The sequence below is a fragment of the Sulfurovum sp. XGS-02 genome, from assembly GCF_023213175.1.
In the GTDB taxonomy this organism is placed as follows: domain Bacteria; phylum Campylobacterota; class Campylobacteria; order Campylobacterales; family Sulfurovaceae; genus Sulfurovum.
This window is the reverse complement of sequence record NZ_CP093312.1, coordinates 2,063,815-2,081,639: the sequence shown is the minus strand read 5'-3', so window position 1 is coordinate 2,081,639 and position 17,825 is coordinate 2,063,815. Positions and strand designations below refer to the sequence as shown.

The 17,825-nt window shown below is 39.5% G+C and carries 24 protein-coding genes; 23 read left to right on the top strand and 1 reads right to left on the bottom strand.

Annotated elements, in window-relative coordinates:
* Nucleotides 1-5 precede the first annotated feature (5 nt).
* The 17 genes from rplO (at nucleotide 6) to MN086_RS10255 (ending at nucleotide 11,174) form a co-directional block, all read left to right on the top strand.
* Nucleotides 6-404, top strand: coding sequence for a 50S ribosomal protein L15 (gene rplO, locus MN086_RS10335; protein WP_248575917.1), 399 nt, complete (start codon nucleotides 6-8; stop codon nucleotides 402-404).
* Between the two features lie 2 nt (nucleotides 405-406).
* On the top strand, nucleotides 407-1,669 hold the full coding sequence (gene secY, locus MN086_RS10330) for a preprotein translocase subunit SecY (protein ID WP_248575916.1): 1,263 nt from the start codon (nucleotides 407-409) through the stop codon (nucleotides 1,667-1,669).
* Nucleotides 1,669-2,433: a type I methionyl aminopeptidase gene (map, locus tag MN086_RS10325; RefSeq protein ID WP_248575915.1), complete on the top strand. Its 765-nt coding sequence runs from the start codon at nucleotides 1,669-1,671 to the stop codon at nucleotides 2,431-2,433. Before secY ends, map begins: the two co-directional genes overlap by 1 nt.
* Before the next feature lie 49 nt (nucleotides 2,434-2,482).
* Nucleotides 2,483-2,701, top strand: a complete 219-nt coding sequence (gene infA, locus MN086_RS10320) for a translation initiation factor IF-1 (RefSeq protein ID WP_008244832.1) — start codon at nucleotides 2,483-2,485, stop codon at nucleotides 2,699-2,701.
* Nucleotides 2,702-2,891: 190 nt separating this feature from the next.
* Nucleotides 2,892-4,316 (top strand): diguanylate cyclase, encoded by a 1,425-nt coding sequence (locus MN086_RS10315; protein ID WP_248575914.1) that lies wholly within the window; start codon nucleotides 2,892-2,894, stop codon nucleotides 4,314-4,316.
* Between the two features lie 223 nt (nucleotides 4,317-4,539).
* Nucleotides 4,540-4,653: a 50S ribosomal protein L36 gene (gene rpmJ / locus MN086_RS10310; RefSeq protein ID WP_008244830.1), complete on the top strand. Its 114-nt coding sequence runs from the start codon at nucleotides 4,540-4,542 to the stop codon at nucleotides 4,651-4,653.
* 2 nt (nucleotides 4,654-4,655) lie between these two features.
* A complete protein-coding gene (rpsM, locus tag MN086_RS10305; RefSeq protein WP_008244829.1) occupies nucleotides 4,656-5,018 on the top strand; it encodes a 30S ribosomal protein S13 in 363 nt (120 codons plus the stop codon).
* Between the two features lie 12 nt (nucleotides 5,019-5,030).
* A complete protein-coding gene (rpsK, locus tag MN086_RS10300; RefSeq protein ID WP_008244828.1) occupies nucleotides 5,031-5,405 on the top strand; it encodes a 30S ribosomal protein S11 in 375 nt (124 codons plus the stop codon).
* A gap of 2 nt (nucleotides 5,406-5,407) precedes the next feature.
* Nucleotides 5,408-6,034, top strand: coding sequence for a 30S ribosomal protein S4 (gene rpsD, locus MN086_RS10295; RefSeq protein WP_248575913.1), 627 nt, complete (start codon nucleotides 5,408-5,410; stop codon nucleotides 6,032-6,034).
* Between the two features lie 24 nt (nucleotides 6,035-6,058).
* On the top strand, nucleotides 6,059-7,060 hold the full coding sequence (locus tag MN086_RS10290; protein WP_248575912.1) for a DNA-directed RNA polymerase subunit alpha: 1,002 nt from the start codon (nucleotides 6,059-6,061) through the stop codon (nucleotides 7,058-7,060).
* A 21-nt stretch (nucleotides 7,061-7,081) separates the two neighbouring features.
* Complete coding sequence (gene rplQ / locus MN086_RS10285) at nucleotides 7,082-7,432, top strand: 50S ribosomal protein L17 (protein ID WP_008244823.1); 351 nt, start codon at nucleotides 7,082-7,084, stop codon at nucleotides 7,430-7,432.
* 203 nt (nucleotides 7,433-7,635) lie between these two features.
* Nucleotides 7,636-7,911, top strand: a complete 276-nt coding sequence (locus MN086_RS10280; protein ID WP_008244822.1) for a NifU family protein — start codon at nucleotides 7,636-7,638, stop codon at nucleotides 7,909-7,911.
* A 6-nt stretch (nucleotides 7,912-7,917) separates the two neighbouring features.
* Complete coding sequence (locus MN086_RS10275; protein ID WP_248575911.1) at nucleotides 7,918-8,496, top strand: tol-pal system YbgF family protein; 579 nt, start codon at nucleotides 7,918-7,920, stop codon at nucleotides 8,494-8,496.
* Nucleotides 8,496-9,791: a UDP-N-acetylmuramoyl-L-alanyl-D-glutamate--2,6-diaminopimelate ligase gene (locus MN086_RS10270; RefSeq protein ID WP_248575910.1), complete on the top strand. Its 1,296-nt coding sequence runs from the start codon at nucleotides 8,496-8,498 to the stop codon at nucleotides 9,789-9,791. Before MN086_RS10275 ends, MN086_RS10270 begins: the two co-directional genes overlap by 1 nt.
* Nucleotides 9,792-9,974: 183 nt before the next feature.
* Nucleotides 9,975-10,355: a ferredoxin gene (locus MN086_RS10265; protein ID WP_008244815.1), complete on the top strand. Its 381-nt coding sequence runs from the start codon at nucleotides 9,975-9,977 to the stop codon at nucleotides 10,353-10,355.
* Nucleotides 10,356-10,494: 139 nt separating this feature from the next.
* The gene (gene panD / locus MN086_RS10260; RefSeq protein WP_248575909.1) at nucleotides 10,495-10,863 is read left to right on the top strand and encodes an aspartate 1-decarboxylase; all 369 of its coding nucleotides are present in this window, start codon (nucleotides 10,495-10,497) and stop codon (nucleotides 10,861-10,863) included.
* Nucleotides 10,863-11,174 (top strand): YbaB/EbfC family nucleoid-associated protein, encoded by a 312-nt coding sequence (locus MN086_RS10255; protein WP_248575908.1) that lies wholly within the window; start codon nucleotides 10,863-10,865, stop codon nucleotides 11,172-11,174. The genes panD and MN086_RS10255 overlap by 1 nt, the downstream gene beginning before the upstream one ends.
* A gap of 6 nt (nucleotides 11,175-11,180) precedes the next feature.
* Here MN086_RS10255 and MN086_RS11030 read toward each other — a convergent pair whose 3' ends face one another.
* Complete coding sequence (locus MN086_RS11030; RefSeq protein WP_256465831.1) at nucleotides 11,181-11,306, bottom strand: hypothetical protein; 126 nt, start codon at nucleotides 11,304-11,306, stop codon at nucleotides 11,181-11,183.
* A gap of 366 nt (nucleotides 11,307-11,672) precedes the next feature.
* On the opposite strand from MN086_RS11030, the gene MN086_RS10250 reads away from it, so the two are divergent.
* The 6 genes from MN086_RS10250 (at nucleotide 11,673) to MN086_RS10225 (ending at nucleotide 17,820) form a co-directional block, all read left to right on the top strand.
* A complete protein-coding gene (locus tag MN086_RS10250) occupies nucleotides 11,673-13,895 on the top strand; it encodes a hypothetical protein (protein WP_248575907.1) in 2,223 nt (740 codons plus the stop codon).
* Between the two features lie 161 nt (nucleotides 13,896-14,056).
* Nucleotides 14,057-14,824: a DUF3450 family protein gene (locus MN086_RS10245; RefSeq protein WP_248575906.1), complete on the top strand. Its 768-nt coding sequence runs from the start codon at nucleotides 14,057-14,059 to the stop codon at nucleotides 14,822-14,824.
* Entirely contained in the window at nucleotides 14,824-16,158 is a 1,335-nt protein-coding gene (locus MN086_RS10240; RefSeq protein WP_248575905.1) for a MotA/TolQ/ExbB proton channel family protein, read from the top strand. Before MN086_RS10245 ends, MN086_RS10240 begins: the two co-directional genes overlap by 1 nt.
* Nucleotides 16,139-16,774, top strand: a complete 636-nt coding sequence (locus MN086_RS10235) for a MotA/TolQ/ExbB proton channel family protein (protein ID WP_248575904.1) — start codon at nucleotides 16,139-16,141, stop codon at nucleotides 16,772-16,774. Before MN086_RS10240 ends, MN086_RS10235 begins: the two co-directional genes overlap by 20 nt.
* Nucleotides 16,771-17,175: a biopolymer transporter ExbD gene (locus MN086_RS10230; protein ID WP_248575903.1), complete on the top strand. Its 405-nt coding sequence runs from the start codon at nucleotides 16,771-16,773 to the stop codon at nucleotides 17,173-17,175. Before MN086_RS10235 ends, MN086_RS10230 begins: the two co-directional genes overlap by 4 nt.
* 6 nt (nucleotides 17,176-17,181) lie before the next feature.
* Nucleotides 17,182-17,820 carry an energy transducer TonB gene (locus MN086_RS10225; protein ID WP_248575902.1) on the top strand — a complete coding sequence of 213 codons (639 nt, stop codon included), beginning with the start codon at nucleotides 17,182-17,184 and terminating at the stop codon, nucleotides 17,818-17,820.
* The last annotated feature ends 5 nt before the right edge of the window (nucleotides 17,821-17,825 follow it).

Sequence of the window (17,825 nt, the reverse complement as noted above, 5' to 3'; positions counted from 1 at the left end):
AAAGTATGGGTTTACATAATTTACAACCTGCTCCGGGATCAACTCGTAATAGAAAGAGAGTTGGTCGTGGTCAAGGTTCAGGAACAGGTAAAACAGCTGGACGTGGTCAAAAAGGTCAAAAATCCAGATCTGGTTACAAAAGAAAAAGAGGTTTTGAAGGTGGTCAAATGCCACTTTACAAAAGATTACCTAAAATCGGTTTTACTTCTACAGTTGAAAAACCATATGTAATCAATGTAGAAAAGATCAAAGCGATCGCTGAACTTTCTGAGATTACGCTTGAGACAATCAAGTCAGTGCATAAATTACAAAAGAATGTAACGAAAGTGAAGTTGATCGGGGCAAGTGCAAAAGATCTTGCAGCTAAGATCAAAGACGACGCTGTTACAACAAGCGGAAAATAATTATGGGCAATGCTTTAACTCAAAAAATCCTTATCACACTAGGATTCCTTTTTGCGTACAGAGTTTTAGCCTATATCCCAACTCCAGGTGTTGATTTGAATGTGATCAAAGAGTTCTTTGACAGCAATTCAAACAATGCCCTTGGGCTAATGAATATGTTCTCCGGTAATGCCGTTGAACGTTTAAGTATTATCTCTTTAGGTATCATGCCTTATATTACTGCCTCCATCGTTATGGAACTTCTCGCAGCTACTTTCCCCGCACTTGGTCAAATGAAAAAAGAACGTGACGGTATGCAAAAATATATGCAGATCATTCGTTATTTCACAATATTTATTACTGTTGTGCAAGCGGTTGGTGTATCTATGGGACTTCAGAGTATGACAGGTAGAGCAGGACAGAGTGCAGTGATGATCGATCCTATGATGTTTACAATACTTACGACTTTCTCTATGCTGTCAGGTACGATGTTGCTAATGTGGATCGGTGAACAGATCACACAAAAAGGTATCGGTAACGGTATTTCACTGATCATCTTTGCGGGTATTGTCTCCGGACTGCCATCTGCGATCGGTAACACGGTAAGAGCGGTAAATGCGGGTGAGATGAACTTCTTGGTCGTACTTGGTATTCTGGCTATTATGCTGATCACTATCTTGGCTATTATCTATGTAGAACTTGGTGAGAGAAGGGTTCCTATCTCTTATTCAAGAAAGACGATCATGCAGAACCAGACAAAGAGAGTGATGAACTACATTCCAGTCAAAGTAAACCTTTCAGGTGTAATTCCTCCTATCTTTGCTTCAGCGGTATTGATGTTCCCACTGACTATGCTTCAGTCAAGCACTACGCCATTTTTGGTGGCGATTGCTGATTCATTGGCACCAGGTGGGATCACATTCAATGTGGTGACTTTCTTGTTGGTCATGTTCTTCGCATTCTTCTATGCGTCAATTGCATTTAATGCAAAAGACATTGCAGATAACCTGAAAAGACAAGGTGGATTCATCCCGGGTGTGAGACCAGGTGAGCATACAAAAGAGTTCTTGAACGAAGTTGCAAGCAGATTGACCGGTTCAGGTGCAGTATATCTTGCGATCATTTCAACCGTACCATTTATGGTTATCTCCGGAATGGGAGCATCATTCTATTTTGGTGGGGTTGCCGTACTTATTATCGTTCAAGTTGCACTCGATACCATGAGAAAGATCGAAGCACAAAGAACGATGAATCAATATGATACATTGGGTAATGTAGGTCTATAATGGCTATTGCTATCAGAAAACCAGATGAGATCGCTAAGCTCAAAAGGGCTGGCGAGATCGTTGGAAAAACACTTCAATATCTTCAAAATACAATCAAACCAGGTATGTCACTCAAAGAAATTGATGCTTTAGGTGAAGCTTATATCCGTGAACATGGTGCTGTACCATCGTTTAAGGGATTGTACGGTTTTACTGGGTCGGTATGTACTTCGGTCAATGAAGTATGTATTCATGGTGTACCAACAGATAGAGTAGTAGAAGAAGGTGATATACTCGGTTTAGATATCGGTACAAAACTTGATGGTTATTTTGGTGATGCGGCGATTACTATGGCAGTGGGTAAAATATCTGCGGAAGATGAAGCATTGATCGAGTGTTCAAAAGGCGCTCTTTACCATGCAATAGATTCTATCAGGGAGGGTATGCGTTTTAAAGAACTCTCAAAGATTCTTGAAGACTATATCGTATCAGCAGGATATGTCCCATTGCGTGACTATTGTGGTCATGGTATCGGTACGAAAGCACATGATGAACCAAATATACCTAACTATCTTGAGGGTAAAACAAACCAGGGGCCTAAAATTAAAAATGGTATGGTCTTTTGTTTAGAACCTATGGTATGTCAAAAAAGCGGTACCCCGGTAGTGCTTGAGGACAAATGGTCAGTCATTAGTGAAGATCAACTCAGATCAGCACACTATGAGCACACGGTTGCAGTGGTAGACGGTAAAGCTATCATATTGACTGAAGCGCAAGCTTCATGATCTTGACACAATATAAGCATATAAAGTAGAAAATTCATAAAGGAATACAATGGCTAAAGATGATGTTATAGAAATTGACGGTAAAGTAGTTGAAGCATTGCCAAATGCGACATTCAGAGTGGAGTTGGATAATGGTCATATTGTACTTTGTCATATCGCCGGTAAGATGAGAATGCACTACATTAAAATTCTTCCAGGTGACAAAGTAAAAGTAGAACTTACGCCTTACAGCCTTGATAAAGGTCGTATCACATTCAGATATAAATAATCAGTATTGAACCGCTATGTGATCTCTAAATATACCTGAGATCACGGTTTCCTCTATAGTTTTACACTTAATAGAGTATAATATTCAAATGCGAAAAATGACTCTAAAAACCTCTTTTGTGAAAATCATACTTCTTTCTTTTTTTATTTTTATTTTTTTAGAACTATTTGCTTCTTCGATTATATGGAAAATGTATCAAGATAAACAGGCTGCAGTGTTTGAGAGAAAAGTAAAAGTATTTAAGGATGTGTATAATAGCACACGTAAATCCTACTCTAAGATCACAAAACTGCTTTATGATGAGATTATCAATACCCCTGAAGTGATCGATCTCTTCAAACAGGCAAAAGATGCCAGCACTGAAGAGCAGCAGATCATACGTAATGCTTTATATCAATTACTTACACCAACGTATACAAGTCTTAAAACCATCAATATAAGACAATTACATTTTCACTTACCCAATGTGAGCAGTTTTTTACGTTTTCATAAACCTGAGAAGTATGGTGATTCTCTGTTAGGCATAAGATACTCTCTTGAAATTGCCAATACAGAGAAGCGATATGTGGAGGGATTTGAGGAGGGAAGGATCTATAACGGTTTTCGTTATGTCTATCCGCTTTTCGATGAAGAAAAGAGACATATAGGTAGTGTTGAAACCTCTCTTTCCTTCAAAGCATTGAGTAATGATATAGAAGAGACACTTGGAGATGAAATAGATTTTATCCTTAAAAAGTCAATTGTGGAAAAAAAAGTATGGAAGAGTGAACAAAGTAACTATATAATAAGTCAGATCAATAGTGAGTATATGAATGAAAATGTAAATGAATATACTCCAATACTTTCCAAATATAAACATATCAATCAATCTATTTCTCAAGAAGCAACACGACAAATGAAGAAACAGGTAGGTTTTGCCATTTGTAAAGATAACACGATTATCACCTTTATCCCTATCGGCAATGTACAGGGGGATAAAAATGCAGCCTATCTCATCAGTTATGAAAAATCCGAAGAGGTAAGAACCATTATGAATGACGCATTGGTGCTTTTGGCGATAAGTACCATTATTCTACTGATTGTATCAATACTGATCTTTGTCATTTTACAAAAAATTGCAAAGATAACTGAGATCGCCACGTATGATAGTCTGACCGGTGCATACAATAGAAGTACAATGAATGAGCTGTTAGTGTATGAACTGGAACGCAGCAAACGTAAAAATAAAACGCTATCAATCATTTTTCTTGATATAGATGATTTCAAATCCGTCAATGATAGGTATGGGCATGAACAAGGTGATTTGGTTTTAAAGAAAGTTGTTGAACTTATGGGAGAGAAACTAAGAAAGAGCGACCGTTTAGGACGGTGGGGCGGAGAAGAGTTTCTAGTAATGTTGCCTGAAACAAATGGAGAGGAAGCGGTATTGGTCGCTGAAAAATTACGTGAAGTGATCTCCATGGATGAGTATAGAATACCTAGCATCGTTACATGTAGCTTCGGAGTCGCAACATGTGTAAATGATGACAATCTTGAGAGTATGATCGCCAGGGCCGACGCTTGCCTTTACAAGGCTAAAAAAGAGGGTAAAAATAGAGTAGTATCTCATTTGTAGTGACATACTACATCTACGTATAATATATATAAGAAAAAATTAATACTAATTTGGGTATAATCCTCCTCCCTATTACAATTAGGCTTTTAGGAAACTGCGCGAAGAATCTTTGATTAAGCCGCACCGATTACTCAAGGGTTGGATTATGATACATCAATAATCCACGCAAAACAGGGGCGTTGTTAAACGCTCTAGGTGCACAAATATATCGTAGGAGTAACCAATGAAGGTTAGACCATCAGTGAAAAAAATGTGTGATGACTGTAAAGTTATTAAACGCAAAGGTATCGTACGCGTGATTTGTAAAAATCCAAAACATAAACAAAGACAAGGATAAACATGGCACGTATTGCAGGTGTTGATTTACCACAAAAGAAAAGAATGGAGTATGCACTTACTTACATTTACGGAATTGGGTTGACAACTTCAAGAAAAATTCTTGATAGAACAGGTGTTGACTATAACAAAAGAGTACACGAACTTACAGATGCTGAAGCAGCAACGATTCGTAATGATATTCAAGAAAATGTTATGGTTGAAGGTGATCTTAGAAAAAAAGTGACTTTAGATATCAAAGCACTTATGGATCTAGGTTCATATAGAGGTCTTAGACATAGAAAAGGTCTACCGGTGCGTGGACAAAAAACAAAGACAAATGCGCGTACTCGTAAAGGTAAGCGTAAAACTGTCGGTGCGGCATAAGGAGTAGGTTAGATGGCTAAGAAAAAAGCAAAAAAAAGTATTGCTAAAGGTGTAGTATACGTAGCTGCAACTTTCAATAACACTGTGATCACAGTGACTGACGAAATGGGAAATGTTATCTCTTGGAGTAGTGCGGGTGCATTAGGTTTCAAAGGTAGCAAAAAATCAACTCCTTTTGCAGCGACTGAAGCGGTAGCGGATGCAATGTCAAAAGCAATGGAAAACGGTATTAAAGAAGTAGGGATCAAAGTTCAGGGTCCTGGTTCAGGTAGAGATACTGCAGTAAAAGCAATTGGTGCAACAGAAGGTATTCGTGTAACATTCTTAAAAGATATTACACCACTTCCACACAATGGTTGTAGACCACCTAAGAAGAGAAGGGTATAAGCATGGCAAGATATAGAGGTCCAGTTGAAAGACTAGAAAGAAGACTTGGTGTTGATCTTGGGTTAAAAGGTGAGAGAAGACTCGCTGGTAAAAGTGCATTGGAAAAAAGACCATATGCACCAGGACAACATGGACAAAGAAGAACAAAGATCAGTGAATATGGTCTTCAACTTCAAGAGAAGCAAAAAGCTAAATTTATGTATGGTGTAAGTGAAAAACAATTTAGAGCACTTTATAAAGAAGCAAACTCAAAAGATGGTAACACAGGTTCTATCCTTATCCAACTTCTTGAGCAGAGACTTGATAATGTTGTTTACAGAATGGGATTCGCTACAACTAGAGCATCGGCAAGACAATTCGTAAATCACGGACATGTATTGGTTGATGGAAAAAGAGTAGATATCCCTTCTTTTAGAGTAAAAGCAGGTCAAAAAATTGAGATTAGAGAGAAAAGTAAAACGAATCCACAGATCCTTAGATCTATCGAACTTACAAATCAAACAGGTATGGTTGATTGGGTTGATATGGACAAAGAAAAACTTTTTGGTCTATTCACAAGAATTCCGGAGAGAGAAGAGATCGCAATCCCAGTTGAAGAGCGTCTAATCGTTGAGCTATACTCTAAATAATACATACATAAGTAAAGGCTATTAATGAGAAAAATTAAAATTGCACCATTTATGCCAACGGAAGTAGAAGTAAATGAGATCAGCGCTAATCGTGCTGAGATCGTTGCTTATCCTTTTGAGAGCGGTTATGCTGTTACACTTGCGCACCCACTAAGAAGACTTATTTTAGGTTCTTCTATCGGGTACGCACCTATTTCGATTAAGATCGAAGGCGCTGCACATGAGTTTGATAACATCAGAGGTATGCACGAAGATGTTGCTGTATTTATTATCAACCTGAAGAACATTCGTTTTAAAATTAAAGACGAAAGTGACAGAGTTGAATTGAAATACAGTTTCTCTGGGCACAAAGAAGTGACAGCTCAAGACCTGAACAATGATCAAATTGAAGTGGTGAATGGTGATCTGCCACTTGCAACACTGAACGAAGATGCAGAGCTCAACTTTACAGTAGTGATCTCAAAAGGTATTGGTTATGTACCAAGTGAAGACCTTAGAGATGATGTTGAAAGTGACAGCATTGCACTTGATGCTTTCTTTACTCCGGTAAGAAAAGCGAATTATAAGATTGATCCTGTACTTGTAGAGGACAATCCTAATTTTGAAAAGATTACATTCGATATCGAAACGGATGGTCAGATCGGTCCGGTTGAAGCATTTACAAATGCACTGGAAGTAATGAATAAGCAACTTTCTGTTTTTAATACGGTACTTGATTTAGATATCTCTGTAGCACCGGTAAAAAGAAACAGTGACGATAGCGAACTCAAACCTTTCATGCAGACTGTAGATAGTCTTGGCCTGAGTGCAAGATCGTTCAACTCACTTGACAGAGCTGGATTAAAGTTCCTCGGTGAATTGGTATTGATGAGTGAAAATGAGATTAAAAACATCAAAAATCTTGGTAAAAAATCTTTAGATGAAATCTCTGAGTGTCTTGTAGAACACGGATTTGGTTCAGATTTTGAACTTTCAGATGTTACAAGAGTAAATCTTGTAAAGAAAATAGAACAACTTAAAGCATAGTTGTTACAGTAAAGGAATATTATGAGACATAAGCATGGTTACCGTAAATTAAACAGAACGTCTTCTCATAGAGCGGCGCTTCTTAAAAACCTATCAATTGCTTTGACAAAAGAGGGTAGAATTGAGACTACATTGCCAAAAGCTAAAGAGCTTAGAAGTTATTTTGAAAAGCTTATCACAAAAGCTTCTTCTGGTGATTTTAATGCACACAGAGCAATTTTTGCAATGTTACAACACAAAGAGTGTACAAATACGATTGTAAACGAAATCGCACCAAAGTATGCGGACAGAAACGGTGGATATACAAGAATTATTAAGACACGTATGAGAAAAGGTGATTCAGCACCTATGGCAATTATCGAACTCGTATAATTACCTCTGAAACTTCAGTATTTCAAGGCTTTGCCTTGAATACACAGCACTACATTATTTTCAACCATCCAAACACCCATTGACAAAGTAATACTTTTAGTGTATAACACACTTAAAGAACATAGTAACAAAGATTTTACTATGATTTTGTTATAATAATTCTATGATATCTCTCTTATAGAGATGCAAACTAAGGAGAAACATTGATACCATTTACAGATGAAGAACTAGAACCTGCCGTAATGAACGTGATAGACAAGGTGAGACCTTCTATTAAACTTGATGGAGGGGATATTGCACTTATTGCCATTAAAGATGGAAGAGTCTTTGTACAGCTTCAAGGTGCATGTGTTGGTTGCGGTAGTTCAGGTACAACGATCAAGTTCGGTGTGGAGAGACAGATGCAAACACTAATTCACCCTGAGATCACTGTAGTCAATGTACCTGCAGGTTTTGAAGATAAATTGGATCAATTATAATTTAAAATGAGCAAGATAAGTCAAGATTTACTACTGAAAAGAGCCGAGAGTGAGTTTCTCCAGGGAGACTATGACAAGGCACTTAGAAGTTACGGGTTGATCTTAAGAGATTATCCGACATTAGATGAAGCAAAAATTGGTGTCTATTTGAGTGATCTAGGGATAGAGAGCGAAGAAGAAGCACAAGCACTGTTTGACTATTACCAGATGATCAAGAGTGAGAAAGAGAATGCTGTAGATATCATCGATGGGCTTATTGAGAATTTAGACAGTTCAAAACACAAGTTACAGGAACTTTTGGTTGAGCCTTTAGAAGAACAGATAGAATACGGCGATGGTATACGTTACAGTGATTTCCTGGAGCTTGTAAAGAGCAGGGGCAGTTTCAAAAAGACATTTGAAGATATTATGTTCTCGACCAAAGTGGTGATCACGAACAAAGAAGAGTTTATAGATTTTGTGACACAGCTTGCAAACGAAGGTTTTGATGAGATGGCATTGGGATATCTGGATGCTTCATCAAGCCTTTTTGGAAACGATCAGGATATACTTGCGCTTTACCATGTGGTTAGAGGACAAAAATAGTGAAATTGGATTTCCAAAAAGATGGTTATCTTTTTCTAACAGATGATACAAGCAAACTCGATAAAGATACGATCTTTTTAAGAACGGCACAAAACAGTCGCTATTATGAAACATTAGAGCCCAAGCCGGAAACACTTACCGTCGATGAACTGATCTCTTTTTGGGGACTCGAAAAGATGAAAGTGGTAGGTGTTACTGGGACGAACGGTAAAACGACGGTAACCGCCGCAATCTACTCTTTTTTGCTTGATCTGGACGAGAAGCCGGCACTGCAAGGGACTCGTGGCCTATTCGCTCAGGAAAAGCGTATAGAAGAGAAGAGCATGACCACGCCTTCCATCCTGGAAACACTGCACAATATGAAACAGACAATGGATTTGGGATGTAACTACTTCATCATGGAAGTCAGTTCCCATGCGATAGATCAAAACCGCATAGAGGGTTTGACCTTTGCCCTCAAGGTCCATACCAATGTCACCTCTGACCATTTGGATTATCATGGGACCGTTGAAGAGTACAGACGGGTAAAGAGTCTCTTTTTTGCAGATGAATCACCCAAGTTACTCAATAAAGACGACATTAAAAACATTACATATAACCCCATAGGTGCGCAGAGTTACGGTGTGGATGAACCGGCAACCTTTAAGGTACAGGCCTTTTCGTTACTGCATGGCATTACGGCAGGGATCAAACATCTACAGAACGAAGCCACATTCCACTCTCCTATGGTAGGCCTCTTTAATCTCTTTAACCTGATGGCAGCCATAGGTACGGTGCAGATGTTAACGGGAAAAAACATAGAAGAGATATGTGAAGTGGTGGAGTACTTTGCAGGGGTTTCAGGGCGTATGGAAGTAGTGAGTCGAGACCCACTTGTGATCGTAGATTTTGCACATACTGATGACGGGATGTACCAAGTGCTTGAGTCAATGAAAGACAGAGATATTTCAGTGGTCTTTGGTGCAGGCGGTAACAGAGACAGAGAGAAACGTCCTCGTATGGGAGCAGTTGCTGGCAGGTATGCGAACAAGATCTATGTGACCAGTGACAACCCTCGGGATGAAGTACCCGAAATGATCCTGGAAGATATTTTATTGGGATTACATGGCAAAGACCATGTCACGGCGACCCCGGACAGAAGACTCGCCATAAAGATGGCACTGGATGCACTCGAAGAGAATGAAGTACTGCTCATACTCGGCAAAGGGGATGAAGATTATCAGGAGATCAAAGGGGTGAAATACCTTTTTGATGACAGGGAAGTGGTACGCGAATTGCTAAAAGAGAGAACCTGATTCTCCCCTTATGATCTACTTTGTAGACAAAGCGTCTTCTTATCCTTACCTGCCACAATCTTTTATTACATTGTATGTACAAACTCTACAGATCTAAGCTTTACAGAGGTCAATTATATGGGTTTAAACTTTGATTAAGTAAATAGGAGTAAAATACTCCCAATTAAACTCTAAAGGATTATCATGGTACCAGGTACTATACCACAACCAGCATTTTATATCTTCAAATGTCAGCAGTCAGCACCTCCGGGGATGCCAAAACCATCTTGTGTGAAAGCAGATGACCAAGAGTCACAAGAACTTTTTCAGTACCTTGCGCAGAAATTGATGCAAAAAGGGATCATGCCCGCAGTAACACCAATTCAGACCGGGTGTCTCAACCGTTGTCAACTAGGTCCGGTAATGCTTGTTGAGCCAGGGCATACTATGTATGTAGGTTTGACAAAAGAGAAAATGGACAGAATTATTGATGAGCATATCATCGGTGGAAATGTTGTAGAAGAGTATGTGATCCCAGCTGAAATGTGGGGAGAACCTCTATCACCTGCAAGTATGGCTCGTTAAATTTTATATACTCATCTCTTTAAGGTCGCATGACTTCATCATGCGACTTCCCAATTTCCCCACAATTTCAGTATAATATAACTATATAGGGGATTTTGGTATAATCCCAATAATTTTTATGAAATAAATAGGAATAATTATGAATATTACAATGCTTTATTCTAAAATACATAGAGCGACAGTAACAGATGCAAACTTGAATTATGTAGGCTCTATTACCATTGATCAAGAACTTTTAGATGCAGCAAATATGCGTGTCGGACAAAAGATCGATATCGTGAATGTCAATAACGGTGAACGTTTTTCTACCTATATCATCCCTGGTGAACCAGGTAAAAAAGATATCTGTTTGAATGGTGCCGCAGCAAGAAAAGTACATAAAGGCGACAAGATCATCATTATTGCCTATGCAACGATGAGTGAAGAAGAGGCAAATGCGCATTTGCCAAAAATCGTCATACTAGACGATGACAATAGCATCGCAGAAGAGTTTGAGGGCCTAGAGTAATGTTTGAAGGCTTTGACTTGAGCAACATGGGTAAGATGATGGAGCAGATGCAAGAAAAAGCAAAAGAGTTACAAGAGCAGGCTAAAAATATACAGTTTACCGCAAAAGCAGGTGGAGGCCTTATCGAACTGACTGCAAATGGTGCCGGCGAAGTGATAGATCTTACGATAGATGATTCTTTGTTGGAAGACAAGGAGTCCTTACAGATACTTCTTATCTCTGCGATGAATGATGTCAATAAAATGATAGAAGACAATAAAAAATCCCAGGCGATGGGTATGATGGGTGGAATGAATCCGTTCGGATCCTAAGTTTATTTAGCGGTTCTTGTCAACAAGATAACTGAACTCTTTTGAGTTCTTCAGTTTAACGATCGTCTTACAAGTCAGTGAATGTTTTCCTTCTTTTTTCACTGCTTTTTGAAGCATTTTACTTAGTTTCATTTTTTTCCTTTCAATGGATATTTTCTCTTTCGAGATAAGGCAATCCTATATTATACTTATAACAAATTGGTAACATAAGGAAAATATCTGTTTTTTATGGAAAGGCGTCAAGTTTAATATTGATTCCCCGGCATCATACGTTATAGCTTGATTGATTTACAATATATTGAGGCTTACCTCTCTTTCCTTCACTTCTTTTAATAGAAGAAACCTTATTCCATATATCACGAAATTTCTCTTTTCAAACATAAAATAACCATTTGATAACATAAATGTTACCAAGATGTTTCCACTATGTTTCCACTTTTCGTCACTATTCTGCAAACAAAACCAAGGTTGGTTTAAATTATGTTTAAGGAAAGTAAAATGACAAACTTGAAAACAATTGCACTGTCAGCAGTTGCTATAGCAATAATGAATGGTTGTGGGGATACAACTGTGACATATGGTGATTCTACTGTCACCATCACTGGTGATACTCTTGCTACAGGTGGTACAACTGGCAGCACAACTACTAATACAACACCTACGAGTTTCGACACTATTTTAGCAGCTGCTAAATTTTTACCTCAAAAACCGCTTGCCGGTGACATTAGTACCTCTATGACATTAACCAATGATACACTTTGGGTACTTGATGGATTGGCAGTTGTAAAACCAGGTGTAACACTTACTATAGAGCCAGGAACAGTGATTGCAGGTTTAGCAGGAACAGGAGATGCAACGTCTTACATGATTGTGGATAAAGATGCTGAAATAATTGCAGATGGTACTGCGGATAAACCAATTATCTTTACTTCTATGCAACGTGTAGAAGATCCTACAAATTTGGATGTGGGTCAGTGGGGTGGATTGACACTTATAGGAAATGCAGGAAATGACCAAGTGAATGCATACGAGGTAAACAGCCTTTTTGCTGCTGGTGGCGGTAAAGATGCGAATGGTGCTATCGTACCTGGTCAGGACCTGTCAGACAGTTCGGGTATTTTGAGAAATGTGTATATCCTTAACTCAGGTATTACAATGGCCCAAGATAAAGAGATCAATGGCCTGAGTTTTGTAGGTGTTGGTTCAGGTACTATTGTTGAAGACATTACAATTGACTATTCTGATGATGACGGTATCGAGATCTGGGGTGGTACGGTGAACCTTACCAATGTTACGGTTACACACTGTACAGATGACTACTTTGACATCGATGATGGATTCTCTGGAACGGTAAAAAATCTTGTCATTAATACAACAACAGGGAATGCAGGTATTGAAATGTCAGGAGATACTGCAGCAACATTTGATGGATTTACGATCACAACGGGTGCAACTCAGGCTAAAGAGGGCGGAATCTACTTTAAAAATGCTGGGATAGGCGGACACTTTAAAAATGGTACGATCATTCACAATGGCGGGCAGATCGAACCTCATGGTGCTCTTCACTCTAACGATCTTATTAATGAGGCAACTACTTCATTTGAAAATGTCGCTATTACAGCGCCAGAGGGTCTGATCTATACTGGTCCTTCAGCTTCTGCACTTCAGACGGCATTTGAAGGTGGTTCGGGTAATGTTGTATGTACTGTTCCGACTTCAGTCACACTTACAGGTGATTTGACAGGATGTACAGTCTTGACTTCAGACAAAATATGGGAACTTGATGGTCTTGCAGTGGTTACTTCTGGAGCAGAATTGAGAATACAGGAAGGAACAACTATTGTTGGACTGCCTGGAACAGGAGATGCCACTTCATATATGATCGTTGATAAAGGGGCTAAAATATATGCACTTGGTACAGTGGACAAACCTATTGTCTTTACATCACAAAATACTGCAGCACAGGAAGTTGGACTATGGGGTGGATTGACACTTATAGGAAATGCAGGAAATGACCAAGTGAATGCATACGAGGTAAACAGCCTTTTTGCTGCTGGTGGCGGTAAAGATGCGAATGGTGCTATCGTATCTGGGCAGGACCTGGCAGACAGTTCAGGTATCTTGAGAAATGTGAAGATTCTCAATTCAGGTATTACCATGGCTCAAGATAAAGAGATCAATGGCCTGAGTTTTGTAGGTGTTGGTTCAGGTACTATTGTTGAAGACATTACAATTGACTATTCTGATGATGACGGTATCGAGATCTGGGGTGGTACGGTGAACCTTACCAATGTTACGGTTACACACTGTACAGATGACTACTTTGACATCGATGATGGATTCTCTGGAACGGTAAAAAATCTTGTCATTAATACAACAACAGGGAATGCAGGTATTGAAATGTCAGGAGATACTGCAGCAACATTTGATGGATTTACGATCACAACGGGTGCAACTCAGGCTAAAGAGGGCGGAATCTACTTTAAAAATGCTGGGATAGGCGGACACTTTAAAAATGGTACGATCATTCACAATGGCGGGCAGATCGAACCTCATGGTGCTCTTCACTCTAACGATCTTATTAATGAGGCAACTACTTCATTTGAAAATGTCGCAATGACTACAGGGACTGGCTTAGACTTTACTGGTACATCAGCAGCAGCACTTGAAGTTGCATTTGATGACGGTGGAGCAACAGGAAATACAATTACATATAAGTAAAACTTGATGTGAGACAAGGAATCCCTGTCTCACAGCTTATACATAACAAAACATACATCACCTCCTCATGGAAGTTTTGTTTCCATTCTGTTATGAATTTTAGGCACTATTCCACAAACTAAAATCCATACCGATTTTTTAATGATACATAAGGAAAAAAAATGGGAAAAATGACAAGACTGATCTCTTTATCAGCAGCTCTAGCTATTTCAAGTACAATGCTTCATGCAGCAAAAGATGACAGCATGGTTCAATCGATCATGGAGCTCAGATCACAGGTAGAATCTCTCTATACAAACATCGATGATAATAAAGAAGCATACAAAGCACAAATGAAGTCCTACGCACTTCAAACCTCTGATAATGAAGCACAGATCAATAGACAAGAAACTTCATTGAAGCTTACACAACAAAATATTGAAAAAACAGAAAAAAAGCTAGAAACGATGGGAAGTGCTACGGTAGACCTTAAGCCTGTTGTCAATGAAGCACTTATGGCCCTTGAAAAAGAGATCAAAAGGGGCATCCCTTTCAAAGTAGAAGAGAGAGTAGCTGCACTTCATCAGATCAAAGATGATCTTAAAAATGGAAATATTTCACAAGAGAAGGCACTTGCCTTGACCTGGGCGAGCTACGATGATGCATTGCGTCTGACAAAAGAGATCGGGCAGTTCAAACAGGAGATCATACTTGATGGAAAAGCCACTATGGCAAAGATCGCCAAAGTGGGCTCAGTGATGATGTTCTTTGCAACACCGGATGAGAGGATCGGGTATGTGAAACAAGATGGAGATACGTACAGTTATGAAGTCACAAAAGATAGTACTGAACGTGATCAGATCATTGGTCTTTTTGATGCATTGCAAAAACAGATCCGTACAGGGTACTTTACCTTGCCCAACGCACTATTACTCAGAGGGGTTAACTAATGAAAGCATTATCTATTACTAAACTATTTTTCGTGTTTGTAGCATTTGTATCACTTTCGACAGCTACACAAGCAGGTGAACTTGAGAGAGCATACCAAAAAGAGTATGCATTTCTAAAGGCGCAAAAAGCGGAACTTGAAAAGAGACTTGAAACAGACCAGGTACAGCATGCAAATGATATTCAAGCGTCCAAAGAGAGAGTAGAGGTACTTCAGGCACAACTGCTTGAAGTATCTGAAAAGACAAAAGTAAGTAGTGAAAAACTGGAAAAACTTACAAAGATACTGGCAGAGAAAGAGGACAATGGAGGGCTTACCGGTAATGTGGTCAATCAGGCGCGTTTGGCACTTGAACCCTATGGTGTGAAAGTTTCAGATGATAATAAAACAAATAATGTAGAAAAGATCAAGCAGGCATTTGGCAGCTCTATAAAACTCTATAGTGAACTCTCTTCTTTGAGAAATGAAAAAGGTGAATTCTATCTTCCGGATGGGAAAAAAGTGGAAGGTGATATCGTAAAAGTAGGGAATATCGCTGCATATGGTATCGCTAAAGAAGCTGCCGGGGCACTTGCACCTGCAGGTGATGGTGCCTATAAACTATGGAATGCTGTGGGTTCATCTGACGATGCTAAAGCGATGTTTGCTAAAGAAAAGACTGAAACGATAGATATCTTTGCCTATGAAAACCTTGATAAAGAGGTAGATTATGTGACGGAGAAGAGCTTTGTAGATACGATGGAAGATGGTGGTGTCATCGGGTATATCATTTTTGCACTTGGGCTCTTTGGTTTGATTCTTTTAGGATTAAGAGTGATCAACCTGATGAGAGCAAGTACGAATGTGCAAGACATTACTCAGATCGTGGTAGAAAAAGTTGAGAGTGGCAAAAAGGATGAAGCACTGGATGCGATCAAAGGATATGAAGGATCTACAGCAAGAGTGATCAAGTCTACACTTAGAAATATTGATAAAAATAGAGAGCATGTTGAAGATGTCATTATGGAAAATATCCTCAATGAAAGTACACAGATCGACAAATTTGGTAGTTTTGTACTGGTTATAGCAGCGGTTGCTCCGCTGATGGGACTGTTGGGTACCGTTACAGGAATGATCGAAACATTTGAAGTGATCACAGAGTTTGGTACAGGTGACCCTAAATTGCTTTCAGGAGGTATCTCTGCAGCGCTTGTGACAACCATGCAAGGTCTTATCGTAGCTATTCCGCTTTTGTTGATCGGAAACCTCCTTTCTGGCTGGGCACAGAGTATTAAGGATTCTATGGAGCAAAAAGCATTGCACATAGTAAACCTTTATGAGAAGTATAGAGGCTGAGATGCTTTCGCCATTTGAGTTAATCGGCAGATTTGTTGAGCTTATGAATACCGGAGGAGTGGTCATGTGGGTACTTTTTGTACTCAACTTTTTTCTTTGGTATGGTCTGGGATATCGTTATTTTATTCTCAATAGAGGGACTAAAGGGAATGTCCGCCGTTTGATCAATAAGCATGAAAAAAGAGGTGAAGCACAGGCTATGAGGGGTATGCTTGATTATGCTGTATCCGATGCATTGCAAGCAGCGCAAGAGGCCAAAGCGATCGGAGCCAATGTGAGAAAACATATTAGTGGGGTATTACTGCCGTACTATAGCGATGTAAACAGCTATAGAATTATGATCAAGACGATCGTTGTACTTGCTCCACTGGTAGGTTTACTTGGAACAGTGATGGGAATGATCGAAACATTTGATGCACTGCAAAGCAGTTCTATGTTTGCCCAGGGAGCCAGTATTTCAGGTGGTATCTCTAAAGCTCTTTTTACCACTGAGCTTGGATTGGTTGTTGCCGTCCCTGGATTGATTATAGGACGTGTGCTTGACAGAAAGGCAGAACGTTATGAACTTGAATTTGAACAGATCACAGATATTATATCCACGAAGGATGCAGAATGAGAATTAGACCAAAGAAACAAGAAGTAGACAATGTAGACGTATCACCATTGATCGATATGGTTTTTATCCTATTGATCTTTTTTATGGTAACGACTACGTTTGTCAAAGATATGAAACTGGACCTTGATCGTCCGTCTGCCGCGAGTGCCAGTAAGTCAGATGCGAAAGTGGTACGTGTGTATATTGACAATACCTCTCAGGTTTATATCGATAACCAACCGGTACAACTATGGGCGATCCAGAGCAAGTTAAGAGATCTATTACGTACATCGACAGAAAAGTCTGTACTGGTCATCTCTGATGATACGATCCCTGTAGAGACATTGATCGATGTAGTGGATGAGTGTCGTATGTCAGGGGCAAAAGATGTAGCTGTATCCACATCAAAAGAGATGGGATAACCTATTATGGCCAATAAACAGTTTAATAGAGATCGTGCCAAATCATATGCCTTATGGTCAATGGGAATCGGTGCTTTTTTGATGATGGTGCTTGTAGTGTCATTTAATGCAAAGGTCGAGAAGAAAGAGAAAAAAGTCAAGGACCCTATGCGTTATATGAAGATGGCAAAACAGCCGCCAAAAATGGAGAAGCCAAAGCCAAAACCAAAACCAAAACCTAAAGCACAGCCAAAAGCACCGTTGCCGGATCTTGGGGCGATGCTTGGCGGGATTGCTATGAATATCCCTGAGTTTGCTACAGGGGATATCATAGGCGACGGCAGTAGCCTTTTAGGTGATATGGCAGCAGATGCAGCGATGAGTGAAGGCACGGTTGACAGTAAACCAAGAGTGATTTCACGTGCACCATTGGAGTATCCTTCTGCAGCGGCTAAAAAGCATATCAAAGGGTATGTGGTTGTGAACCTGCTTATCGGTAAAGACGGAAGTGTGGAACTGGCAAAAGTGATCGCTTCCAGTCCTGCAGGTGTATTTGACCAGGCAGCACTGAGAGGTATAAGAAACTGGCGTTTTGCTCCGGCAAAATATAAAGGCAATCCTGTCAAAGTGTGGGCGAAACAGAAAGTCCGCTTTGATTTTAATTAAGGTTA